Origin of the sequence: Shinella sp. HZN7 (assembly GCF_001652565.1) — a bacterium.
GTDB classification, from domain to species: Bacteria; Pseudomonadota; Alphaproteobacteria; order Rhizobiales; family Rhizobiaceae; genus Shinella; species Shinella granuli.
The window spans coordinates 519,555-536,212 of the sequence record NZ_CP015736.1; the positions used below are offsets into that span (position 1 = coordinate 519,555).

At 66.1% G+C, this 16,658-nt stretch carries 18 protein-coding genes; 17 read left to right on the forward strand and 1 reads right to left on the reverse strand.

The window, feature by feature from the left end; translation table 11 throughout:
- The first annotated feature begins 96 nt into the window (after nt 1–96).
- Genes shn_RS02535 through shn_RS02565 form a run of 7 tightly spaced genes read left to right on the forward strand, consistent with a single transcriptional unit; the run spans nt 97 to nt 6,069 of the window.
- Entirely contained in the window at nt 97–531 is a 435-nt protein-coding gene (locus shn_RS02535; protein ID WP_064328996.1) for an acetyl-CoA carboxylase biotin carboxyl carrier protein subunit, read from the forward strand.
- On the forward strand, nt 531–1,898 hold the full coding sequence (locus tag shn_RS02540) for an acetyl/propionyl/methylcrotonyl-CoA carboxylase subunit alpha (protein WP_064328997.1): 1,368 nt from the start codon (nt 531–533) through the stop codon (nt 1,896–1,898). The genes shn_RS02535 and shn_RS02540 overlap by 1 nt, the downstream gene beginning before the upstream one ends.
- Nucleotides 1,885–2,349, forward strand: coding sequence for a biotin/lipoyl-containing protein (locus shn_RS02545; RefSeq protein WP_064328998.1), 465 nt, complete (start codon nt 1,885–1,887; stop codon nt 2,347–2,349). Before shn_RS02540 ends, shn_RS02545 begins: the two co-directional genes overlap by 14 nt.
- A complete protein-coding gene (gene pxpB, locus shn_RS02550) occupies nt 2,346–3,044 on the forward strand; it encodes a 5-oxoprolinase subunit PxpB (protein ID WP_064328999.1) in 699 nt (232 codons plus the stop codon). The genes shn_RS02545 and pxpB overlap by 4 nt, the downstream gene beginning before the upstream one ends.
- Nucleotides 3,041–4,033 carry a biotin-dependent carboxyltransferase family protein gene (locus shn_RS02555; RefSeq protein WP_064329000.1) on the forward strand — a complete coding sequence of 331 codons (993 nt, stop codon included), beginning with the start codon at nt 3,041–3,043 and terminating at the stop codon, nt 4,031–4,033. Before pxpB ends, shn_RS02555 begins: the two co-directional genes overlap by 4 nt.
- 36 nt (nt 4,034–4,069) lie before the next feature.
- A complete protein-coding gene (locus tag shn_RS02560; RefSeq protein ID WP_064329001.1) occupies nt 4,070–4,837 on the forward strand; it encodes a LamB/YcsF family protein in 768 nt (255 codons plus the stop codon).
- Nucleotides 4,838–4,866: 29 nt separating this feature from the next.
- On the forward strand, nt 4,867–6,069 hold the full coding sequence (locus shn_RS02565) for a pyridoxal phosphate-dependent aminotransferase (protein WP_064329002.1): 1,203 nt from the start codon (nt 4,867–4,869) through the stop codon (nt 6,067–6,069).
- On the opposite strand, the gene nac is transcribed toward shn_RS02565, so the two are convergent.
- The gene (gene nac / locus shn_RS02570) at nt 6,066–6,971 is read right to left on the reverse strand and encodes a nitrogen assimilation transcriptional regulator NAC (protein ID WP_064329003.1); all 906 of its coding nucleotides are present in this window, start codon (nt 6,969–6,971) and stop codon (nt 6,066–6,068) included. The genes shn_RS02565 and nac overlap by 4 nt on opposite strands.
- A 149-nt stretch (nt 6,972–7,120) precedes the next feature.
- Here nac and shn_RS02575 point away from each other — a divergent pair, with 149 nt between their 5' ends.
- The 10 genes from shn_RS02575 to yjfF all read left to right on the forward strand — a co-directional run bounded on the left by shn_RS02575 (nt 7,121) and on the right by yjfF (nt 16,547).
- Complete coding sequence (locus shn_RS02575) at nt 7,121–7,873, forward strand: SDR family oxidoreductase (protein WP_064329004.1); 753 nt, start codon at nt 7,121–7,123, stop codon at nt 7,871–7,873.
- Complete coding sequence (locus shn_RS02580) at nt 7,870–8,577, forward strand: amino acid ABC transporter permease (RefSeq protein WP_064329005.1); 708 nt, start codon at nt 7,870–7,872, stop codon at nt 8,575–8,577. The genes shn_RS02575 and shn_RS02580 overlap by 4 nt, the downstream gene beginning before the upstream one ends.
- A complete protein-coding gene (locus shn_RS02585) occupies nt 8,574–9,335 on the forward strand; it encodes an amino acid ABC transporter permease (RefSeq protein ID WP_064329006.1) in 762 nt (253 codons plus the stop codon). The genes shn_RS02580 and shn_RS02585 overlap by 4 nt, the downstream gene beginning before the upstream one ends.
- The gene (locus tag shn_RS02590) at nt 9,332–10,099 is read left to right on the forward strand and encodes an amino acid ABC transporter ATP-binding protein (RefSeq protein ID WP_064329007.1); all 768 of its coding nucleotides are present in this window, start codon (nt 9,332–9,334) and stop codon (nt 10,097–10,099) included. The genes shn_RS02585 and shn_RS02590 overlap by 4 nt, the downstream gene beginning before the upstream one ends.
- Before the next feature lie 23 nt (nt 10,100–10,122).
- Nucleotides 10,123–10,959 carry an ABC transporter substrate-binding protein gene (locus shn_RS02595; protein WP_064329008.1) on the forward strand — a complete coding sequence of 279 codons (837 nt, stop codon included), beginning with the start codon at nt 10,123–10,125 and terminating at the stop codon, nt 10,957–10,959.
- Nucleotides 10,960–11,053: 94 nt separating this feature from the next.
- The gene (locus shn_RS02600) at nt 11,054–11,728 is read left to right on the forward strand and encodes a 4-carboxy-4-hydroxy-2-oxoadipate aldolase/oxaloacetate decarboxylase (protein ID WP_064329009.1); all 675 of its coding nucleotides are present in this window, start codon (nt 11,054–11,056) and stop codon (nt 11,726–11,728) included.
- 242 nt (nt 11,729–11,970) lie between these two features.
- Nucleotides 11,971–12,933, forward strand: coding sequence for a galactofuranose ABC transporter, galactofuranose-binding protein YtfQ (ytfQ, locus tag shn_RS02605; RefSeq protein WP_064329010.1), 963 nt, complete (start codon nt 11,971–11,973; stop codon nt 12,931–12,933).
- A gap of 106 nt (nt 12,934–13,039) precedes the next feature.
- Complete coding sequence (ytfR, locus tag shn_RS02610) at nt 13,040–14,560, forward strand: galactofuranose ABC transporter, ATP-binding protein YtfR (RefSeq protein ID WP_064329011.1); 1,521 nt, start codon at nt 13,040–13,042, stop codon at nt 14,558–14,560.
- The gene (locus tag shn_RS02615) at nt 14,557–15,582 is read left to right on the forward strand and encodes an ABC transporter permease (RefSeq protein WP_064329012.1); all 1,026 of its coding nucleotides are present in this window, start codon (nt 14,557–14,559) and stop codon (nt 15,580–15,582) included. Before ytfR ends, shn_RS02615 begins: the two co-directional genes overlap by 4 nt.
- Nucleotides 15,579–16,547 (forward strand): galactofuranose ABC transporter, permease protein YjfF, encoded by a 969-nt coding sequence (yjfF, locus tag shn_RS02620; RefSeq protein ID WP_064329013.1) that lies wholly within the window; start codon nt 15,579–15,581, stop codon nt 16,545–16,547. Before shn_RS02615 ends, yjfF begins: the two co-directional genes overlap by 4 nt.
- Nucleotides 16,548–16,658: the final 111 nt, after the last annotated feature.

The window sequence follows — 16,658 nt, forward strand, 5'->3', positions numbered from 1 at the left end:
CCCATCAACCGCAATGCTGTGTAAGGTTTTTCCAATCGAACCGGAGGGTTGGCCGCTGCGGCCAGGTGCCGGTTCTGCCATGCCTTGGGGAAAACCATGGATCTGGAAAAGATCAAGACGCTGCTCGATTTCGTCGGCCGCTCGCGCGTCTCGGAACTGACGGTCAGCGAGACGGGTACGACGGTCATCATCCGGAAATCCCCGCAGGCGGCGGCAGCGGGGCACGCACCAGCGGCGCTGGAGCCGCAGGCATCAACCGCCCCGGTCGAACCGGCAAGGCAGAAGGATGAAGCCGAGGCGCAACTCGTGCGTTCGGCCATTGCCGGTGTTCTTCATCAGGCCGCAAGCCCCGGCGCGGCGCCGCTGATTGCCGTCGGCGATCCGGTCGAGGCGGGCCAGGCGCTCTGCATCGTCGAGGCGATGAAGGTCTTCACCACGGTGAGCGCGCCCTTCGGCGGGACCGTCAAGCGCATCTTCTTCGACGATGGGCAGGATGTCGGTTTCGGCGATCCGCTCGTGGAGATTGCCTGATGGGCAGGCCCTTCACCTCCGTCCTCATCGCCAATCGCGGCGAGATCGCCGTTCGCATCGAGCGCGCCTGCCTGGAACTGGGGCTGCGGCCGGTCCTTGTCGCTTCCGAAGCGGACGCGGCGGGCTGCACCAGGCCGGGTGCGGGCGGACCGCTCGCCATCGGTCCCTCGGCGCCGGGGCGCAGCTATCTCAACCAGGCGGCCATTCTGCTGGCGGCCCGCGTGACGGGCGCCGAGGCGGTTCATCCCGGTTACGGCTTCCTGTCGGAAAACGCCGATTTCGCCGGTGCGGTGGAGGCGGCGGGGCTTGCCTTCGTCGGCCCACCGGCATCGGCGATCCGTATCATGGGCGACAAGATCGCTGCCAAGCGGGCGATGATGGCGGCCGGCGTGCCCTGCGTGCCCGGGCCGGGCGAGCCGCTGCCGGAAGATGCCGAAGCGGTGCGGGCGATCGCCGAGGAGATCGGCTATCCCGTTATCGTCAAGGCGGCCGGCGGCGGGGGCGGGCGCGGCATGCGCGTCGTGCGCGAAAGCGCTGAGGTCGCCGATGCGATCGCCATCACCCGCGAAGAGGCGCGCCGCGCCTTCGGCAAGCCGGAACTCTATATGGAGAAATTCCTGGAGCATCCGCGCCACGTCGAATTCCAGGTCCTGTGCGACATCCATGGTAATGCCGTCTGGGTCGGCCACCGCGATTGCTCCGTCCAGCGCCGGCACCAGAAGGTGGTAGAGGAGGCGCCTGCGCCGGGCATCGCGCCTGACCTTGCCGAACGGATCGGCGTGCGCTGTGCGCAAGCCTGCCGGCAGATCGGCTATCGCGGCGTCGGCACCTTCGAGTTCCTCTACGAGAACGGCGAATTCTATTTCATCGAGATGAACACCCGCCTGCAGGTCGAGCATCCTGTCACCGAGATGACGGCAGGCGTCGATCTCGTGCATGAACAGTTGCGCGCCGCGCAGGGCGCGGTGCTGGAGACGGAACGCTTTACCGGCGCAGCGCGGGGCCATGCCTTCGAGTGCCGCATCAATGCCGAGGATCCCACCACCTTCGTCGCCTCCCCGGGGCGGATCACGGCGGTGCGCTTCCCGAGCGGTCCGGGCATCCGCGTCGATACCCATGTGTCCGCTGGCTACCGCGTCTCGCCCTATTACGATTCGCTGATCGCCAAGCTGATCGTCCATGCCCCGACCCGGGAAGATGCCATCCGCCGCATGCAGGTCGCCCTGTCCGAGACCTGCATCGAGGGCATCGCCACCAATCTCCCGCTGCACGCGAGGATCTTCTCCGATCCCGATTTCGTGCGCGGCGGCGTCGATATCCACCATCTTGAAAAACGGCTGAGGGAGGAACCCCGTGGCGAGGCGTGACCGCTCGACGGGCAGGAACACGATCGGCGATCTGTCCGATCCTGCCCTCATCTCGACCCTCACCGGCTGGCTCGAACGCTCCGGCGCAAGTGCGCTGGAGATCACGACGCCCGACGGCGGCGTACTGAAGATCGCCCTCGATGCCAGCGCACGGTTGGAGGAGATTGCCGAACCCGCGCCGGCAATCCCGGCCCGGCCGGAAGGCCGCGTCGTCAAGGCGCCGATGGCCGGCCTCTTCCGCGACCGGCATCCCGCCGCCCCTGAAACCGGCCCGCTTGCCGGCGAGGGCAGGGCGCTTGAAGCCGGCGCCGTCGTCGGTTTCGTCGAGATCGGGCCGGTGCTCCTGCCCGTGACCGCTCCTGATGCCGGGGTGGTCGGTGAAATCCGCACCCGTACCGGTGACCTGATCGGCTACGGCGACCCCGTCCTGACGATGGAGCCTTCCCGATGAGCATTCGGTACGCCGCGCCCGCCGCCATCGTGCCCGACACGGATGGACAGGCAAGAATCTCCTTCATCGGCACACGCGCCTTTCTCATCGAGGCGCCCGGTGCCTTCGATCTGCCGAACCAGCGGCGCGTCTGGGCGCTGTCGCATGCGCTCGAAACCCGCCCCGACGTCGCCGAGATCGTGCCGGGCATGACGAACCTGCTGGTGATCCTCAAGGAGACGCCGGACATGCCGGAGGTGGTCGTCCGTGATCTGCAGGAGGAATGGCGGCGCGCGCGAAGCGTCGATCTGGCAGGTCGCGAGATCGAGATCGCCGTTACCTATGGCGGCGAACACGCGGATGACCTGCCGGCGCTGTGCGACCTTTCCGGTCTTTCCGACCGGGAGGTAGTGCGCATCCACCACGAGGGCACCTACCGCGTCTTCGCGCTCGGCAGCGCGCCGGGTTTCGGCTACCTGCACGGGCTCGATCCGCGCATCCACATGCCTCGCAAGACCGTGCCTTCGCTTCACATGGCGCGCGGCTGCGTGACCATCGGCGGCATGCAGACGGGCATCGCCGTGCTGACCGGGCCGAACGGGTGGAATTCCATCGGCTTTGCCGAATTGCAGATGTTCGATCCGCTGGCCGCATCCCCCGCCGTCATGGCCCCCGGAGATACCGTGCGTTTCCGTCCTGAAAGGATCGAGCTGTGATCGAGATCGTCGCAACGGGTCCCCTGAACACGGTCCAGGACCTCGGCCGCCCCGGCTATCGCAATATCGGCGTCACGGCGTGCGGGGCGATGGATACGCTCGCGCTGACGATCGGCAATATCCTCGTCGGCAATGCGCCGGATGCGGCCGGCATCGAGGTGCAGACCTTCCCCTTCCGTGTGCGGTTTTCCGACCGGGGCGCCTTTGCCCTGACAGGGGCCGACTGCCGGGCGACGCTCGACGGTGTGCCGCTGCCGCCCTGGTGGATGGCGCAGGCGCGGCCGGGCCAGATGCTGGAACTCTCGCCGCCCCTGAAGGATGCCCGCGCCTATCTCAGCCTTGCCGGCGGAGTGGATGTGGCCCCGGTTATGGGCTCGCGCAGCACCTCGCTACGCGGCGGTTTCGGCGGGGTCGACGGGCGCGTGCTTGCCGCGGGCGATCGCATTGCGACGGGCGCGGCGGCGGATGGTTTCCTGCCGAAGGACGGCTTCGGCGTGGTGCCGCCGGCTGTGGCGCTGAAGGATGTCTTTCCCCTCGCCGAGGGCGGCGCGCTCGTCATCCGGGCGCTGCCGGCGGGTGAACATGATCTCTTCGGCGTGGATGCGGAACGCTTCTGGAGCCAGCCGTGGAAGATTTCCGCGCGCAGCGACCGCACCGGCTATCGGCTGAGCGGCGATCCGATTCATCCGACCGAGGTGGTGGAGATGCGCTCGCACGGGGTCGTTCCCGGCGTCATCCAGGTGCCGCCGGCGGGCGAGCCCATCGTCCAGATGAGCGACGCCAATACGGCGGGCGGCTATCCCAAGATCGCCGGTGTCATCGAGGCCGATCTCTGGCGGCTGGGGCAGGCGCGCATCGGCTCGCTGCTGCGCTTCGTGCCGGCGACGCATGCGGAGGCGAAGGTCGTGGAGACGGCGCTTGCCGCCTACATCGCCGATGTTCGGAAAACCGCCCGGCTGGTGCGCCAGGCGCTTGCCGCCATGGCTTGAGGCAGCCCGGAATCGCGTAGAAACGAAGAGGATACCATGCAGGTCGATCTCAATTCCGACATGGGCGAGGGCTTCGGCCCCTACCGGCTCTGCGACGACGAGGCGATGATGGATGTCGTCACCTCCGCCAACATCGCCTGCGGCTTCCACGCCGGCGATCCCGACACCATGGTGCGCATGGTGCGCCTCGCGCGGGAAAGGGGCATCGATGTCGGCGCCCACCCCGGCCTGCCGGACCGGCAGGGCTTCGGCCGCCGCGAACTTCCCTTCGGGCCGGACGAGCTGCGCCAGCAGATGCTCTACCAGCTCGGCGCGCTGACGGCGATCGCGAAGGCCGAGGGCGTCATGGTCTCCCATGTCAGCTTCCATGCCGCCATGGGCAACATGGTCAACCGCGACCCGGCGCTTGCCGCCGCCATGATGCAGGCGATCCGCACGGTCGATGCCGATCTCGTCGTCTTCGGCACGGCGGACAGCGTGATCGAGCGCGCGGCCATCGAGGCCGGGCTGAAGACGCTGACCCTTTTCCTCGCCGACCGCGCCTATGATGCGAAAGGCGCGCTCGTGCCGCGTGGCCAGCCCGGCGCCCTCGTCAAGGACGAAGCTTCGGTCCGCGCCCGCGTGCGGCAGTTCCTTCTCGACGGAACCGTCACGGCCATCGATGGCACCATTATTCCCATGCGGGCGCGCTCCATCCTCGTCCACAGCGATACGCCGGGCTCGCTCGACCTTGCCCGCACCCTGCGCAGCGAGATCGAGGCGGCCGGCGGCACTGTCACGCCCGTCTCGAAACTCCTTCGTTGAACTTCCCCGACCAATCGAAAGCAACCGTCATGCCCGCCATTGCCGACCGCCTGAAGAACGTTTCCGTCTCCGCTTCCGCCGCCATGACCCAGCGCGCCCGCGACCTTGCGGCCAAGGGCATCAAAGTCATCAGCCTGTCCTCCGGCGAGCCGGATTTCGCGACCCCCGCCAATGCCATCGAGGCGGGCCACGCGGCCGCCCTTGCCGGCGATACGAAATATCCGCCGCTCGACGGCACGCCGGCGCTGCGCCAGGCGATTTCCCGAAAATTCAAGCGCGACAACAATCTCGACTACGATCCCTCCGAGATCGTCGTTGCCGGCGGCGGCAAGCAGATCATCTTCAACGCCGTCCTGGCCACCTGCAATCCCGGCGACGAGGTCGTCATCCCATCGCCGTCCTGGATCAGCTATGCGGATATCGTGAAATTCGCCGGTGGCGTGCCGGTGCCGGTCGATTGCCCGCAGCAGAACGGCTTCAAGCTCAAGGCAGAGGATCTCGATGCGGCGATCACCCCGCGCACCAAATGGCTGTTCCTCAACTTTCCGAACAATCCGACGGGCGCCGCCTGCTCGCGGGCCGAGATGACGGCCATCGCCGAGGTGATGCTGAAGCACCCCCATGTCTGGATCATGACCGACGACATGTACGAGCATCTGATCTATGACGGCTTCGAGTTCTGCACCATCGCCGAGGTCGAGCCGCGCCTGAAGGAGCGCGTGCTGACGGTCAACGGCGCCTCCAAGGCCTATGCGATGACCGGCTGGCGCCTCGGCTTCTGCGGCGGTCCGAAGGACCTCGTCAAGGCGATCAGCAATGTCAACGGCCAGAACAGCGGCGGGACTTCCACCATCACCCAGGCTGCCGTCGCCGCCGTGCTCGACGGGCCGCAGGATCTCCTGAAGGAGCGGGCGGCGATCTACAAGACGCGGCGCGATTTCGTCGTGGAAAGGCTCGGCGAGATCGAGGGCATTCGCTGCCACAAGCCGGAAGGTGCCTTCTACGTCTTCCCGAACATCGCCGAACTCATCGGCAGGACCAGCAGGGGCGGGCGGAAGATCGCAACCGACACGGATTTCGTTCTGGCTCTCCTCGACGAGCACCATGTCACGACCGTGCAGGGCGCGGCCTATGGCATGAGCCCGTTCTTCCGCATCTCCTATGCCACGAGCATGGAGCAGCTCGACGAGGCCTGCGGGCGCATCGCCGAATTCTGCGCGGGGTTGCGCTAACCCTTGAGCCGTGCGGTCAGCTCCATGAGGATCGACCGCACCGCCAGCGCCGGCTCGGACAGTTCGCTCTGGTCGGAGACGCACAGCGACAGCGTCTCCTCGATCCGCGGCGTCACCACGCGCGAGACGATCGGCTCGGAGGATTCGGCGACGATGCGCTCGGCGATGGCGCGCGGCATGATCGTCGCGCCGACGCCGCGGCTGACGGCGCGGCCGAGCGTGCGCACGATCTCCACTTCCGCCACCACGTTCAGCGACAGGCGGCCGCGCGTGAAGGCGAGATCGATGGCCCGGCGCACGAAATTGTAGGGCGGCGGCAGGAGGAGCGGCAGGTCGTTCAATGCGCTGACCGGCAATGGCGCATCGCCCGGCTCGATGCCGAGATCCCGGTGGGCGACGAGATGGAACTCCTCCACGAAGACCGGCTCGAAGCGCACGCCCTTGATCGGCCCGGTGCCGTGGATCAGGGCCATTTCCAGCCGGCCGTTCATGATCATCTGGCTGTAGGTCTGGCCGACGCTTTCGGTGAGATGCAGCAGGATGCCGGGATGACGCTTGCGCGTTTCGGTGAGAAGATCGACGGAGAGTGTCGCCGCGCTGGAAAAGGGAACGAGGCCCACCGAGACGCGCCCGACCAGCGTGGAGCCGGCTGCCTTCACGTCGGCCTGCGCCTGTTCCATCTGGCGCAGGATGATCTGGGCATGGCGATAGACCGCCTTGCCCGCCTCCGTCATCGAGACGCCCTGCTGGCTGCGGATCAGCAGCTTCTGCCGGAAATGATCCTCCAGCGCGGCAAGCTGCTGGCTGAGGGCTGGCTGGGCGATGTGCAGCACGTCAGCGGCGCGGGTGATGCTGCCGGTATCCACGATCACGATGAAGGATTTGAGACGCCTGATATCCATATGCCGAACCTGCCCTGAATGGGCCGCATGTTACAGGCCCAGGTCGCGGCGGCAAGCCCATAAGGCTTCCTTATCCATCCAGATTCAAACGGTCTTATCCAGAGCCGGAAAGCTTCGCTACTCTCTCTTTCAACAACAGGGGAACCACAATGTCCTTTTCCGATTACAGAACCGCACTGGTGACGGGTGCTTCCTCGGGGATCGGTGCTGCGGTCGTCGAACGGCTCCGTCGCGAAGGCCTCGAAGTGCACGCCGTCGCCCGAAGCGCGGGCGCCCTGCAGGACCTTGCCGCGCGCACGGGCTGCATTCCCCATGCCGTCGACGTCACGGACCGCACCGCGCTGGCAAAGCTTGCCGGCGAGGTCGAGTTCGACATCCTGGTGAACAATGCGGGCGTCGATCGGCCGAAGAAATTCCTGGAGGCGGAGGACGGCGACATCGATCTCCTCATCGATGTCAATCTGCGCGCCGTGCTTCATCTTTGCCGGCTGGTCGTGCCCGGCATGGTGGCGCGCGACCGTGGCCATGTCGTCAACATCACCTCGATCGCCGGCAACTACAATTTCGGCGGCAATTCCACCTATCACGCCACCAAGGCCGGCGTCGCCATGCTTTCCAATCAACTGCGCATCGACACGTTCGGCAAGCGCGTGCGGGTGACGGAAATCTGCCCCGGCCGTGTGGCGACCGACATCTTCAACCATGTGCACGGCGACGATCCGTCCATCCGCGAGCGCTTCATCGACGGTTTCGAGCTGCCGCAGGCCTCCGATATCGCCGACGCCATCGCTTTTGCCATCGCCGCGCCCGTCGCCGTCAATATCGGCCACATGGAAATCACGCCGACGCTCCAGGTGATGGGCGGCCTGCAGACGGCCCGCCCGCAGGAGCGGCAGCCGTGAAGGGCTTCGATCTTGCCGCCATCCTCGGCAATGCCGAATACATGGCCATGCTGGCACACGGCATCCAGATAACCTTCGTCATCGCCATCTGCTCGTGGCTGCTGGCGATGAGCCTTGCGCTCGTGCTGCTCGCCATCCGCTTCTCGCCAGGCCGCATCGGCAATTCGGCGGTGGCGGCCTACGTGTCCTATCACCGCAACGTGCCGACCCTGGTGCAGCTCATGCTCTGGTATTTCGGCATCTACACGCTTCTGCCGTCCGGCATTGCGGATTGGCTTTCGGCCCATTCGGCGGAAATGGTCTTCGCGATCATCGGCCTCGGGCTGTGCCAGGCGGCCTATTTCAGCGAGGATCTGCGTTCGGGCCTGCGCTCGATCAGCCCCGGCCAGATGGAGGCGGCGCGGGCGCTCGGCCATGGCTACATTTCGGCCATGCGCTACGTGCTGATCCCGCAGGGCGTGCGCAACGCCCTGCCGGCCCTCGTCAACCACAGCGTCTCGCTGTTCAAGAATTCCAGCCTCGCCATTGTCATCGGTGCGCCGGAACTCAGCCATGCCGTCAAGGAGATCGAGAACCTCTCCTTCCGGACCTTCGAGATCTACCTGATCGGCACGGTCCTCTATCTCGTCTTCTCCCTGATCATCATGGCTGCGGGGGCCTGGCTCACCTGGCGTGCCGATCCGCTGAACGGAGCGAGCCGATGATCCACGACATGATCGCCATCATCGATGAATACTGGCTGCTGCTGCTGATCGGCCAGTATCCGAACGGACCGCTCGGCGGCCTTGCCAACACGCTGATCCTCTCGGCGCTCAGCATCGTCATCGCCTTTCCCTTCGCCATCCTGCTCGCCTTCGCGCGCCTTTCCAGCTACCGGGCGCTGCGCTGGCCGGTGACGGTGCTGGTCTATGTGACCCGCGGCGTGCCGCTGCTGATGCTGGTGCTCTGGAGCTACTTCCTCGTGCCGCTTCTGACGGGCGCCGACGTGCCGAGCTTCCTGACCATGCTCGCCACGCTCGTCGTCTACCAGGGTGCGTTCCTGAGCGAGATCATCCGCGCCGGCATCGTGGCGCTGGGGCAGGGGCAGATGGATGCGGCGCGCGCACTCGGCCATAGCTGGTTCGGCGCGATGCGCTACGTCATCCTGCCGCAGGCGCTCTACAACATGATCCCGAGCATGCTGTCGACCTTCGTGGCGACCATCAAGGATACGACGCTCGGCTACGTCATCAACGTGCCGGACCTCACCTTCGCCGCCAGCCAGGTCAACAACCAGCTTCTCACGCAGCCCTTCCAGGTCTTCCTCATCCTGGCGCTGACCTACTACGTGATCTGCTGGTCGCTGACCGCGCTCACCAATGTCGTCGAGCGGCGCATCACCCGCCGCCGGGCGGGGCTTGGTCCCAGGCGCCGCGGCGAGATCGCTCTTCCCCTGACACCCAAAGTGACGGAGCAGCTATGACCGCCCCAGTATCCAACATCGGGAACGACCAGACGATCCGGCTTGCCGATGTCCGCAAGAGCTACGGCGATTACGACGTGCTGAAAGGGATCGACGCGACCGTCGCGCGCGGCGAGGTGGTCGTCATCTGCGGGCCGTCGGGCTCGGGCAAGTCGACGCTGATCCGCACCGTGAACCGGCTGGAGGAGATCAACAGCGGCTCGATCTTCTTCGAGGGACAGGACGTGCATGCGCCGATGAGCGGCCGGGACCTCAACCGCCTGCGCAGCCGCATCGGCTTCGTCTTCCAGAGCTTCAATCTCTTTCCGCATCTTTCTGCGGTGGACAATGTCGCCATGTCGCCCATCCGCGTGAAGGGCGTGCCGGCGGCCGAGGCGCGTGAGAAGGCGCTGAAGCTTCTCGATCGGGTGGGCCTGCGCGAAAAGGCCGAGTCCTATCCCGCTCAATTGTCCGGCGGCCAGCAGCAGCGCGTGGCGATCGCCCGCGCGCTCGCCATGGAGCCGCCCGTCATGCTCTTCGATGAACCGACCAGCGCGCTCGACCCGGAAATGGTCGGCGAAGTGCTGAGCGTGATGAAGTCGCTGGCGGCCGAGGGCATGACCATGATGTGCGTCACGCACGAAATGGGTTTCGCCCGCGATGTGGCCGACCGCATCTGGTTCATCGATGGCGGCCAGATCATCGAAACGGCGACGCCCGAGGACTTCTTCAAGAACCCCAAGCACCCCCGCGCGCAGCGATTCCTTGCGGACCTGCGCCACTAATATCAAGCAAAGAGGAGAACAGCATGAAGTATCATCATCTCATCCTGGCGGCGACCGTCGCCGTGGCCGCGCTCGCCGGTCCCGCGAAGGCCGACCAGCTCGACGATATCATCGCCAACCAGACGCTGCGCTGCGCGACCTTCGCCGACGTGCCGCCGTTTGCTTCGCCGGATACGCAGACCCGCGAAATGGTGGGCTTCGACGTCGATCTTTGCAGCGCCATTGCGCGTGAACTTGGCGTGAAGGCCCAGATCAAGCCGGTTTCGGTGGAAGCCCGCGTGCCGGAGGTCAAGCTTGGCCGCGTCGATATCACCGTCGCCAACCTGGCTTATACGCAAAGCCGCGCCGAACAGATCCAGTTCAGCGATCCCTATTATCTCGCCAAGGAAATGCTGATCGTGCCGGTCGACGATGCCGGTCAGTCGAAGGCCGATTATGTCGGCGAGCGCATCGCCTCCACCAAGGGCTCGACCTCGGAAATGTCGATCAAGCTCAACAATTCCCAGCCGCTCACCTTCCAGGACACGGCATCGGCCTATCTCGCTGCCCAGCAGGGCAAGGCACGCGGCATGGTCGCCAACACGATGACGACCACCAAGCTCGTCAACGAATCCAAGACGAAGGGCCGCGAGATGCGGATGATCCCCGAACCCATGCTGTTCCAGCCCATCGGCATCGGCATGGCGCAGGATCAGCCCGCGCTGACCGCGAAGATCAACGAGGTGCTGCGCAAGCTGGACGAGAGCGGCGAACTCAACCGGATCTGGGACAAATGGCTGGGTCCGGATACCGAATACAAGATGACCCGCACCGACAAGGTCGTACCGCTTTCGGAGCTGAAATTCGACCAGATCCCGTAAGGGGTCACGCGCAAGCGGCCACTGTCCGAAATGGATCAAACCTCTCCGGCGGCGGATGCTGCGCCCGCCGCAATGATTACCCGTGGGAAAAATCATGACGCATATCAAGAAAATGCCCGTCCGCCCGAGTGCCGCCGAGGTTGCGGCGCTTGCGAAATTCTCGCCGGCGACCATTCATGAGGCGCAGGGCCGGCGCGGCGCGCTCTCCTCGCGCATCAAGCCGGTCGATTACCGCATGAAGCTGTGCGGCCCGGCGTTCACCGTGCGCTGTGCGCCGCGCGACAACATCATGCTCCAGCTCGCGATCAACTATGCCCAGCCGGGGGACATCATCGTCGTCTCGGGCGGCGAATACGAGGAAGCCGGCGCCTTCGGCGACGTGCTCGCCAATGCCTGCCTCGCCAAGGGCATCGGCGGCCTCGTCACGGACAGCGGCGTGCGCGACTCGCTGCAACTGCGCGAGCTCGGCTTCCCGGTCTTCTCGCTCAGCGTCTGCATCAAGGGCACCGTCAAGGAAACGCTGACTTCCACCAACGACCCGATCGTCGTCGGCGGCGAGCTCATCCATCCCGGCGACATCATCGTCGGCGATGCCGACGGCCTGGTCGTCGTGCGGCGCGAGGAGGCGCTTGAGGTGGCAAAGCTCTCGCAGGCCCGCGAGGATGCCGAAGCCGACTACATAGCAGCCTACAAGGCGGGCAAATCCGTCGTCGAGGTCAGCAAGCTGGAAGCGGTGCTGAAGGCCAAGGGCCTGACCGTCGAGTCGTGAGCGATGGACCGCCTGTAAGAGGGATCGAGCTGTTTCAGGTTGGTCCTCATCCGTCCCGGGACGAGGATCGCCTGAACGCACATTTCAAGCGCCGCTACCGCGACCATATCCGGCACGAAGCCGGCGCGCCCGTCGCCTTCGTCCACTTTCCGGCACGAAGGACCTGATGGGGATTTACAAAAGTAATATAATATGATGTTTTATCCTTGCTGCTGAGGAGCAGCTTTCTTTGGGAGGACATCATGAAATTCAGAACCGCACTTGCGAGTGCCACGATCCTTGCTGCCTCGATGGTCGGCGCCGCGTCCGCCGCCGATCTCACCGTCGGCTTCTCGCAGATCGGATCCGAATCCGGCTGGCGCGCTGCGGAAACCACCTTGACCAAGCAGCAGGCCGAGCAGCGGGGCATCGATCTGAAATTCGCCGATGCGCAGCAGAAGCAGGAAAACCAGATCAAGGCGCTGCGTTCCTTCATCGCGCAGGGTGTCGACGCCATCCTCGTCGCGCCGGTCGTCGCAACGGGCTGGGACGAAGTGCTGCAGGAAGCCAGGGACGCGGAAATCCCGGTCATCCTGCTCGACCGCACGGTCGATGCGCCGGAAGACCTCTATATGACCGCCGTCACCTCCGACCTCGTGCATGAAGGCAAGGTCGCCGGCCAGTGGCTGGCCGACACCGTCGCCGGCAAGCCGTGCAATGTCGTTGAACTTCAGGGCACGACCGGCTCCTCGCCGGCCATCGACCGCAAGAAGGGGTTTGAGGAAGCGCTCGCCGGCAAGGACAACCTGAAGATCATCCGCAGCCAGACGGGCGACTTCACCCGCACCAAGGGCAAGGAAGTCATGGAAAGCTTCCTGAAGGCGGAAGACGGCGGCAAGAACATCTGCGCGCTCTACGCCCACAACGACGACATGGCCGTCGGCGCCATCCAGGCGATCAAGGAAGCCGGCCTGAAGCCGGGCACGGACATTCTCGTCGTCTCCATCGACGCCGTGCCTGACATCTTCCAGGCCATGGCCGCCGGTGAAGCCAATGCCACCGTGGAACTGACGCCGAACATGGCCGGCCCGGCCTTCGACGCGCTGGAGGCCTTCCGCAAGGACGGCAAGCTGCCGCCGAAGTGGATCCAGACGGAATCGAAACTCTACACCCAGGCCGACGACCCGGCCAAGGTGTACGAGGAAAAGAAGGGCCTCGGCTACTGATCTCTCCCGATGCCCGCGTCCGGCCGCAAGCCGGCGCAGGCATCCACCTAGCCCGCCCGTCGTCTCCGGGGAGACGGCGGGCGGCCATTGTCATCGGGGTCGGATCATGCAGCCTGACAGTTCCCATGTTCTCTCGGCAACGGGGATCGACAAGATCTTCCCGGGCGCGCGGGCCTTGAACCGCGTCGACTTTTCGCTTCATCGCGGCGAGGTGCATGCGCTGCTCGGCGAAAACGGCGCGGGCAAGTCGACGCTCGTCAAGTGCCTCACCGGCGCCTATACCCGCGACGGCGGGCGCATCGTGCTCGACGGTGCGGACATCGATCCGCAGAGCACGCTGGAAGCGCAGAATCTCGGCATCGGCACGGTCTACCAGGAGGTGAACCTGCTGGCGAACCTCACGGTCGCCGAAAACCTCTTCCTCGGCCGCCAGCCGAGGCGTTTCGGCCTCGTCAGCGCGCGCGAGATGAACCGGCGGGCGAAAGCGCTGCTTGCCGAATACGATCTCGACATCGACGTCACCGCCGGGCTTGCCGCCTATTCCGTTGCCGTCCAGCAGGTCGTCGCCATCGCCAGGGCCGTCGATCTCTCCGGCAAGGTGCTGATCCTCGACGAACCGACGGCGAGCCTCGACGCGCACGAGGTCGCGATGCTCTTCCGCATCGTGCGGCGCCTCAGGGAGCGTGGCCTCGGCATCGTCTTCATCACCCATTTTCTCGAACAGGTCTACGAGATCTCCGACCGCATCACGGTGCTGCGCAACGGCGGGCTTGTCGGCACGCGCGCGACCGCGGACCTGCCGCGCCGCGAGCTGATCGCCATGATGCTCGGCCGCGAGCTGGTGCAGGAAGTCGCCGGCGGCCACGGGGCGAGGGGAGAGGCCGGCGACGTGCGCTTCCGCTTCCGCGGTTTCGGCCGCAAAGGCCATATCCAGCCCTTCGACCTCGACATCTGCGCCGGCGAGGTGGTCGGCATTGCGGGCCTGCTCGGCTCCGGCCGCACGGAGACGGCGGAGATCCTCTTCGGCGCCGAGCGGGCAGACAGCGGCACGGCGCAGGCGGACGGGCGGGCGCTCGACCTCTCCTCGCCCCGCGCCGCCATCCGCGAGAAGTTCGGCTTCTGTCCAGAGGATCGCAAGGTCGACGGCATCGTCGGCGATCTCTCGGTGCGCGAGAACATCGCGCTCGCCCTCCAGGCCCGACGCGGCTGGGCGCGGCCGATCAGCCGCGGCGAGCAGGACCGGCTCGCCGACCGTTACATCAAGGCGCTGGACATCCGCACCAGCGACCGGGAAAAGCCGATCCGGCTGCTCTCCGGCGGCAACCAGCAGAAGGCGATCCTTGCCCGCTGGCTCGCCACCAATCCCGATTTCCTCATCCTCGATGAGCCGACGCGCGGCATCGATGTCGGCGCCCATGCGGAGATCATCCGCCTCATCGAATCGCTGTGCGAGAAAGGCATGTCGCTGATCGTGATCTCCTCCGAACTGGAAGAACTCGTCGCCTATTCGAGCCGCGTCATCGTGCTGCGCGACCGGGCGCATGTCGCCGAACTCACGGGCAGCGCGGTCACGACGGACGGCATCGTCGAGGCGATCGCCGCGTCGGCGGGGAGGGCGGAGGCATGACGTCCGCGCTGAAAGCCTATGCCGTCAGGCTCTTGCCCCAGGCCGCCGCGCTCGCCGTCATCCTCGTGATGGTCTCCATCGCCTTTCCCGGCTTCTTCCGCCTCGAAATGCAGAACGGCCGGCTCTATGGCAGCCTCGTCGACATCCTCAACCGCGGCGTACCCGTCGCGCTGCTCGCCATCGGCATGACGGTGGTCATCGCCACCAAGGGCATCGACCTGTCGGTCGGGGCGGTGATGGCGATCTGCGGTGCGGTCGCGGCCGCCTGCATCACCTCCGGCCACGGGCTGGTGGCGACCCTATTGATCACGCTCGCCACGGGCATCCTGTGCGGCCTGTGGAACGGCATCCTCGTCGCCGTGCTCGATATCCAGCCGATCATCGCGACGCTGGTGCTGATGGTGGCCGGCCGCGGCATCGCGCAGCTCGTCACCGAGGGGGCGATCCTCACCTTCAACGATCCAGGGCTCATCTTCATCGGCAGCGGCGCGCTTCTCGGCCTGCCCATGCCCGTCGTCATCTGGCTCGCCTTCGGCATCGCCGTCGCGCTGCTCGTGCGCCGCACGGCGCTCGGCATGCTGATCGAGGCGCTCGGCGTCAACCGGCGCGCCGCCACGCTCTCGGGCGTCTCGACGGGCGTGCTCCTGATTGCCGCCTACATGCTGTCCGGCCTCTGCGCGGCCATTGCCGGCATCATCGCGGCGGCCGATATCCGCGGGGCGGATGCCAACAATGCCGGCCTCTGGCTGGAGCTGGATGCGATCCTCGCGGTCGTCGTCGGCGGCACCTCGCTGCTCGGCGGGCGCTTTTCCATCGCCGCCTCGCTCATCGGCGCGCTGATCATCCAGTCGATCAACACGGGCATCCTGCTTTCCGGCTTCCCGCCCGAATTCAATCTCATCATCAAGGCGGCGATCATCGTCATGATCCTCATCATCCAGTCGCCGCGCGCGCAGTCGGCCTTCGCCTTCCTCTCCCGCCCGCGGGCCGAGGACGGGAAGACGGAGCAGGAGGCGAAATGAACCCGCGCTACCTTCCCCTCGCCGCGACGATCGCGATCTTCCTGATCGCCTATGCCGTCTGCATCGCGCAATATCCGAACATGCTGTCGACCCGGGTGATCGGCAATCTCCTGACGGACAATGCCTTCCTCGGCATCGCCGCCGTCGGCATGACCTTCGTCATCCTGTCGGGCGGCATCGACCTTTCCATCGGCGCGGTCATCGCCTTCACCGGCGTCTTCCTCGCGGTGCTCCTGCAATCGACCGCGATCCACCCGCTCGCCGCCTTCGTGCTGGCGCTTGTCATCACCACGGCCTTCGGCGCGCTGATGGGGGCGATCATCCATCACCTCGAAATGCCGCCCTTCATCGTCACGCTCGCCGGCATGTTCCTGGCGCGCGGCATGGCCTTCGTGCTGACGATCGATTCCATCCCGATCCGGCACCCGTTCTACGCCACGCTGAAGAGCCTCTACTACACGCTGCCCGGCGGCGGGCGCATCACGCTGATCGGCGGCCTGATGCTCCTCGTCTTCGCCGCCGGCATCCTCGTCGCGCACCGCACCCGCTTCGGCGCCAATGTCTATGCGCTCGGCGGCGGGGCGGCGACGGCGCAGCTTATGGGCGTACCGACCGGCCGCACGACGATCCTGATCTATGCGCTGTCGGGCTTCCTCGCCGGCCTCTCGGGCATCGTCTTCTCGCTCTATACGTCGGCTGGCTATTCGCTGGCGACGGTGGGCGTGGAGCTCGATGCCATCGCGGCGGTCGTCATCGGCGGCACGCTTTTGACCGGTGGCTCCGGCTTCGTCGCCGGCACGCTGGTCGGCATTCTCATCCAGGGCCTCATCCAGACCTACATCACCTTCGACGGGTCGCTGTCGAGCTGGTGGACGAAGATCCTGATCGGCGCCCTGCTTTTCGCCTTCATCCTTCTCCAGAAGGGCCTGATCCAGTTCACGGGCCGACGGCGGCGGCATGCATAGGGACCATCCTCTTCCGGCCGCACCTGGATGGAGCCTCGGCCGCCATGGGGCTCGTCGTGCCGCGCGCCCGCATCGGCACGCGGGTCACGTCCAGGCACCGGTGTCGCGACT

What these genes read in the sequence shown, in the direction of transcription:
- shn_RS02535 (WP_064328996.1), top strand. Translation starts at nt 97, where the DNA reads ATGGATCTGGAAAAGATCAAGACGCTGCTCGATTTCGTCGGCCGCTCG.
- shn_RS02615 (WP_064329012.1), top strand. Translation starts at nt 14,557, where the DNA reads ATGACGTCCGCGCTGAAAGCCTATGCCGTCAGGCTCTTGCCCCAGGCC.
- shn_RS02560 (WP_064329001.1), top strand. Translation starts at nt 4,070, where the DNA reads ATGCAGGTCGATCTCAATTCCGACATGGGCGAGGGCTTCGGCCCCTAC.
- shn_RS02585 (WP_064329006.1), top strand. Translation starts at nt 8,574, where the DNA reads ATGATCCACGACATGATCGCCATCATCGATGAATACTGGCTGCTGCTG.
- shn_RS02600 (WP_064329009.1), top strand. Translation starts at nt 11,054, where the DNA reads ATGACGCATATCAAGAAAATGCCCGTCCGCCCGAGTGCCGCCGAGGTT.
- nac (WP_064329003.1), bottom strand. Translation starts at nt 6,971, where the DNA reads ATGGATATCAGGCGTCTCAAATCCTTCATCGTGATCGTGGATACCGGC.
- pxpB (WP_064328999.1), top strand. Translation starts at nt 2,346, where the DNA reads ATGAGCATTCGGTACGCCGCGCCCGCCGCCATCGTGCCCGACACGGAT.
- shn_RS02575 (WP_064329004.1), top strand. Translation starts at nt 7,121, where the DNA reads ATGTCCTTTTCCGATTACAGAACCGCACTGGTGACGGGTGCTTCCTCG.
- shn_RS02540 (WP_064328997.1), top strand. Translation starts at nt 531, where the DNA reads ATGGGCAGGCCCTTCACCTCCGTCCTCATCGCCAATCGCGGCGAGATC.
- ytfQ (WP_064329010.1), top strand. Translation starts at nt 11,971, where the DNA reads ATGAAATTCAGAACCGCACTTGCGAGTGCCACGATCCTTGCTGCCTCG.
- shn_RS02595 (WP_064329008.1), top strand. Translation starts at nt 10,123, where the DNA reads ATGAAGTATCATCATCTCATCCTGGCGGCGACCGTCGCCGTGGCCGCG.
- yjfF (WP_064329013.1), top strand. Translation starts at nt 15,579, where the DNA reads ATGAACCCGCGCTACCTTCCCCTCGCCGCGACGATCGCGATCTTCCTG.
- shn_RS02565 (WP_064329002.1), top strand. Translation starts at nt 4,867, where the DNA reads ATGCCCGCCATTGCCGACCGCCTGAAGAACGTTTCCGTCTCCGCTTCC.
- shn_RS02590 (WP_064329007.1), top strand. Translation starts at nt 9,332, where the DNA reads ATGACCGCCCCAGTATCCAACATCGGGAACGACCAGACGATCCGGCTT.
- ytfR (WP_064329011.1), top strand. Translation starts at nt 13,040, where the DNA reads ATGCAGCCTGACAGTTCCCATGTTCTCTCGGCAACGGGGATCGACAAG.